This is a genomic window from Micromonospora sp. 15K316, assembly GCF_004348525.1.
In the GTDB taxonomy this organism is placed as follows: Bacteria; Actinomycetota; Actinomycetes; order Mycobacteriales; family Micromonosporaceae; genus Micromonospora.
This window is the reverse complement of sequence record NZ_SMKG01000327.1, coordinates 1-4,899: the sequence shown is the minus strand read 5'-3', so window position 1 is coordinate 4,899 and position 4,899 is coordinate 1. Positions and strand designations below refer to the sequence as shown.

At 70.3% G+C, this 4,899-nt stretch carries 5 protein-coding genes; all 5 read right to left on the bottom strand.

The window, feature by feature from the left end; genetic code table 11:
* Positions 1 to 80: 80 nt before the first annotated feature.
* Positions 81 to 875 carry a glycerophosphodiester phosphodiesterase family protein gene (locus E1211_RS30750; protein WP_132353527.1) on the bottom strand — a complete coding sequence of 265 codons (795 nt, stop codon included), beginning with the start codon at positions 873 to 875 and terminating at the stop codon, positions 81 to 83.
* Positions 876 to 884: 9 nt separating this feature from the next.
* Positions 885 to 1,220 carry a rhodanese-like domain-containing protein gene (locus E1211_RS30745; RefSeq protein WP_132353525.1) on the bottom strand — a complete coding sequence of 112 codons (336 nt, stop codon included), beginning with the start codon at positions 1,218 to 1,220 and terminating at the stop codon, positions 885 to 887.
* Between the two features lie 58 nt (positions 1,221 to 1,278).
* The gene (locus tag E1211_RS30740) at positions 1,279 to 2,217 is read right to left on the bottom strand and encodes an LCP family protein (RefSeq protein ID WP_132353523.1); all 939 of its coding nucleotides are present in this window, start codon (positions 2,215 to 2,217) and stop codon (positions 1,279 to 1,281) included.
* A gap of 202 nt (positions 2,218 to 2,419) precedes the next feature.
* On the bottom strand, positions 2,420 to 3,637 hold the full coding sequence (locus E1211_RS30735; protein ID WP_132353521.1) for an LCP family protein: 1,218 nt from the start codon (positions 3,635 to 3,637) through the stop codon (positions 2,420 to 2,422).
* Positions 3,638 to 3,853: 216 nt separating this feature from the next.
* Positions 3,854 to 4,899, bottom strand: a 1,046-nt coding sequence (locus tag E1211_RS30730) for an LCP family protein (protein WP_132353519.1), incomplete at its 5' end; no start/stop codon positions are given.

Here is a 4,899-nt window from a genome sequence, read left to right as displayed (position 1 = left end):
GCCCCCTACCGGACCGCTCGGCCCTCTGCCGGAGCTATCCGGCCCCTGCCGGGCCCGGGCCGCTGCCGCCTGGGCGACGGTCAGCGGCCGAGGCGGGCCAGGGTCTGGGCGGGGCGGTCGGTGATGATGCCGTCCACTCCGGCGGTGAGGACGAGGTCCAGGTCCTCGGGCTGGTTGACGGTCCAGACGTACACCTGGTTGCCGGCGGCGCGCAGCGCCGGCAGCAGCTGGGGGCGGTCCCGCACCAACGCGATGCCCGGTCCGGCGATGCGCGTGCCGAACGGCAGGCGGCCGAGCCGCAGCCAGCGCGGCAGCACCTCGAGCAGGAGCACTGTGGGCAGGGCGGGGGCGAGGTCCCGGATCCGGCGTACGGCCAGCGGCGCGAACGACATCACGGTGACCTGGACCGGGTCGTCCGGCGCCGGCTCGGTCAGCCCGTAGCGGCGCAGCATCGCGACCAGTCGCCGCTCGACGTCCCGGCCGTAGCGGGACGGGTGCTTCGTCTCGATCAGCAGCCGGACCGGCCGGCCGGCGGCGAGCACCGCGTCGAGGAGCCGCTCCAGGGTGAGCAACCGGGTGTGCGACTCGTCCGGCGGCTCGTCCCCCTCGCCCGGTACGCAGCCCGGGTGCCAGGATCCGAAGTCGAGCTCCTCCAGCTGGGCGAGGGTGCGGGCGCTGACCAGGCCGTGCCCGTTGCTGGTGCGGTCCAGCCGCCGGTCGTGTACGCAGACCAGGTGCCCGTCGCGGGTCAGCCGGACGTCACACTCCAGCCCGTCGGCGCCCTCCGCCAGCGCGCGCAGGTACGCCGCGAGGGTGTGCTCGGGCAGGTCGTACGAGGCGCCACGGTGCGCGAAGACCAGGGGTTGTTCGCCCATCCCGCCCGCCTAGAGCACTCGGCCCGGCTGCCCGTTCTCGCCGACCACCGGCCGCCCGGCGGCGGCCCACTCGCCCATGCCGCCGGCCACGTTGCGCACCTGGTCGAAGCCGTTGCGTACGAGGTAGGCGACGACCTGGGCGGAGCGGCCGCCGGAGCGGCAGATGACTGCCACGTCCCGATCGGTCGGCACCTCGGACAGCCGGCTCGGCAGCTCCATCATCGGCAGGTGATGGGCGTCGGGCGCGTGGCCGGCGGCCCACTCGTCGTCCTCGCGGACGTCGAGCAGGTAGGTGTCGTCGGCGATCTCGGGCACGGTCACGGTGGGTACCTGGGGTCCGAACACGGCTACCAAGCCTAGAACCTCACCGGAGTGATCGCTGCGGTCCGGGCCATCGGCATCGTCACAGCCGTACGACCCAGCGCGGATTGGCCCGGGTCCAGTCCGGCATCCGGGTGCCCCGTACGGCGTCGAAGAGGCCGTCGCCGCCGTTCTCCAGCACCACGTACGACACCTCGTCGATGGTCTGCGAGTGCGACGGCACCTGCACCCCGCGCAGCGCGTTCGCGGGCAGCCCGCGGAGGGCGAGCAGCAGGTCCTCCAGGGGCACCCCGTTGGTGTCGACGGTCAGCGAGCTGCCGACGGCCCGGATCACCTGGTCGAGTTTGATCGGGTTGGTGCGCAGCCGTGTCTCGCCTGCCCGGTCCAGCATCGCCCGGAGCAGCTGCTGCTGGTGGCGCTGCCGGTCGTAGTCGCCGCCGGGCAGGTCGTAGCGCTGCCGGACGTAGTCCAGTGCCTCGGCGCCGTCCATCTGCCGGCAGCCGGGGCTGAACACCCGGTCGGTGTGGATCGAGCGAACTTCGCGTTCCACGCACATCCGGACTCCGCCGAGCAGGTCGACCACCTTCCGGATGCCGGAGAAGTCGACGAGGGCCGCGCCGTCGAAGCGGACTCCGGTGAGCCGGGTCAGCGTGGCCGACAGCAGCTGGGCTCCGGCCTCTCCGCCCCGACCGTGCTCGTACGCTGCGTTGATCTTGTCTTCGCCGCCGGTGTAGCCGCTCCCGGCGGGGATCGCGACGAGCAGGTCGCGGGGGATGGAGACCAGATACGCCTCCCGCAGCCCGGTCGGCACGTGCACGATGAGGATGGTGTCGGCGCGCTGTTCGGTGGTGTTGTCCCCCGGCCGGCGGTCGGTGCCGATGAGCAGGTAGTTGAGCGGGCCGTCGAGGTCGGAACGGTCGTTGCGGGCGCTGGCGTCGAGCAGGTGTTCCTTGATCACCGTGCGGTCGTACCGGTCGGTGAGCGTACGGAGCCCGAACACGGTGACGCCGGCCAGCACCACGAGGGTCAGGCCGATTCCGAGCAGGACGCGGGGCCAACGGGCGCGGCGCGGTCGGATGGCCGCACGCGCCTCGCTCCGCTCCTCGCCGTCCCCGCCCGACCTGGACGTGGCCCCTCCCCGTCGCCGATACGTGAGTCTTGCTCACTATCAGGCTACGGGTGGGGCCACGGCCGAGCGGTCCGTTTCGCGGATTCCGCGCGGGTCACTTCCGGTTGGAGATGACTTCCGGGTGGTAGAAGACGTACTGGGCGAGCCGGTCCTCCTTGACCGCCTTGAACATCTCCAGCGAGTCGTCGCTCAGCTCCTCACGGCCGCTGTCGTTGCCGTTGAAGGTGCCGGCGTTCGTCTTGAGCATGATCAGCTCGTTCCCCGTCACACCGCGCATGGTGAGCACGAGGTTCTCGATCTTGGCACCGCCGGTGTCGAGCACGAACGCCTTGCCGGCGGCCTTGATCAGCTGCTGGAGCTTGAGCGGGTTGGTCAGCATGCCCTTGTCGGTCGCCTTGCGGGCCATCGCCTTGATCAGCTGCTGCTGGTTGGCCTGCCGGTCGTAGTCGCCGTTCGTGAGGGTCTTGCGCTGCCGGGCGTAGTCCAGCGCCGCCCAGCCCTCCATCTCCCGGCAGCCCTTCTTGTGCACCACCGGCTTCATCTGCTTTCCGGTCTTCTTGGCGTCCGCGTTCCACATCGGCTTGCCGTCCACGTAGGACATGTGGATCGACTCGACCTCCTGCTTGACGCAGATCCGGACCGTGCCGAGCGTGTCGATCACGTTCTTGAAGCCACCGAAGTTGATGATCGCGCCGCCGTCGAAGCTCACCCCGGTGAGCTCCTTGATGGTCTTCGCCATCATCTGGGCGCCGCCCTCCCAGCCCCCGCCGTTGCGGGCGCCGATCTGGAAGGCTGCGTTGATCTTGTCGGTGCCGCCGTTCCAGCCGGCCCTCTTGTTCGCCGGGATGTGCGCCTCTGTGTCCCGCGGGATGGAGATCAGGTACGCCTGGTCGTGCGTGGCGGGGATGTGCAGGACGATGATCGAGTCCGACCGTACGTCGTCGGCCGCCCACCGCTCCCGCGCGTCCACGCCGAGCAGCAGCATGTCGATCGGGCCCTCCAGGCTCGCGCCGCCCTCGGCGTCGGTCTTGCCGGCGTCGCCGAGCAGGTTGCGCTGAGCGATCTCACCGGTCGCCTGGCTGATCAGGGCCTTGCTGCCGACGATCGCGATTCCGCTGGTCAGCATCAGGACCGCGCCGAACACGACGGTGAGCCGGGCCCAGAGCGGATCCTTGCGCCGGGCACGCCTCTTCTTGGGCGCGACCGGGTCGCCCGGGCGACCGCGGGTCTGGGAGGGGATGGCCGCGGAACCGCCCGCGGGCGGATGAGAGCGATCCAGCGACGGAGGGCGACGGCTGGTCTGAACCGGCATGCGTGCTCCAGCTCGCGTTATCAGGGGGCGAGAACACTGTACGGACACTTTGCGGTCATGGCGAGTACGTCTTGCCGCAAATTCCGCAACCCCGACGGGACACCCGGCATACTGACCGATCAGCCAGTGTCATTGGGACCGGTCAGTGGCTGGTACTCAGAAACTGCGAACTCTCTCGCCGACACCGGGGCCGCCGGCCTCCGCGCGTACGGCCGGTCAGCCGCCGTCGCTCTTCTTCTGCTGGTTGGCCTTCACCCAGTCGGCCATCGTGTCGGCCGACATGGCCCGGTACATCGCGAGGGCCTTCTCCCGGTCGGAGACCACCACCGATTCTCCGTTGATCGTCTCGCTGCCGGAGTTCGGGTTGGTCACGAAGGTCAGGTTCTCACCTCGCAGGCTGCGGAACTGCAATCCCATGTCGACCAACGAGAAGCCCTGGTCGACGGTGACGGCGTCGGTCACCGACTGGAGGAAGGCGTTCAGCTTCCGCGGGCTGCTCAGCGTGCCGCTGCTGGCCGCCTTGTCCATCAGGGCGCGCAGGAACTCCTGCTGGTGGCGCATCCGGGCGAAGTCACCGTCCGGGAACTGCTTGCGCTGGCGGATCCAGTCCAGCGCCTCGGCGCCGTCCATGTGGTTCATGCCCTTGGTGAACGTCCGGTACGGCTTGTGGATCGAGGTGACGGTGCGCTCGACGTTCAGGTCGACCCCACCGAGCGCGTCGGTGACCTGCTTGAAGCCGGCGAAGTCGATCGCCATGACGTGGTCCAGCCGGACGTCGGTGAAGCATTCGACGGTGCGTACCGCGAGCGGCAGGCCGCCGAAGGCGAAGGCTGCGTTGATCTTCGCCCGCCGGCCGGAGTCACAGTCGGCACCGGCGTTCTCCGGGATCGGCACGTACAGGTCGCGGGGGATGGAAACCAGGTAGGCCGACTGGTGGTCGGAGGGGATGTGCATCACGATGATCGTGTCGGCCCGCCACTTGCCCGCCTGGTCGACCGGGGCGTCCGGATCCCGGGAGTCGCTGCCGACCAGCAGGATGTTGAGCGCCCCCTCGACCTGCTTGGTCGGCCGCCCCTCGGTGATCTCCGAGAACGGGTCGGTCCGGGCGAGGTCCTTGTCGAGGTTGCGCACGTAGAGCCAGGCGCCGACGCCGCCGAGCAGCGCGAGGACCACGACGGCGATCCCGGCGACGAGTGCGATCCGCCCCCAGCGCGGCCGTGGCCCGCGCCGGCCGGGTCGGCCGCCGCCGGGTCCGCCCGGCC

Excerpts from the sequence above, each read along its gene's own strand:
- E1211_RS30735 (WP_132353521.1), bottom strand. The coding sequence starts at position 3,637 with ATGCCGGTTCAGACCAGCCGTCGCCCTCCGTCGCTGGATCGCTCTCAT.
- E1211_RS30750 (WP_132353527.1), bottom strand. The coding sequence starts at position 875 with ATGGGCGAACAACCCCTGGTCTTCGCGCACCGTGGCGCCTCGTACGAC.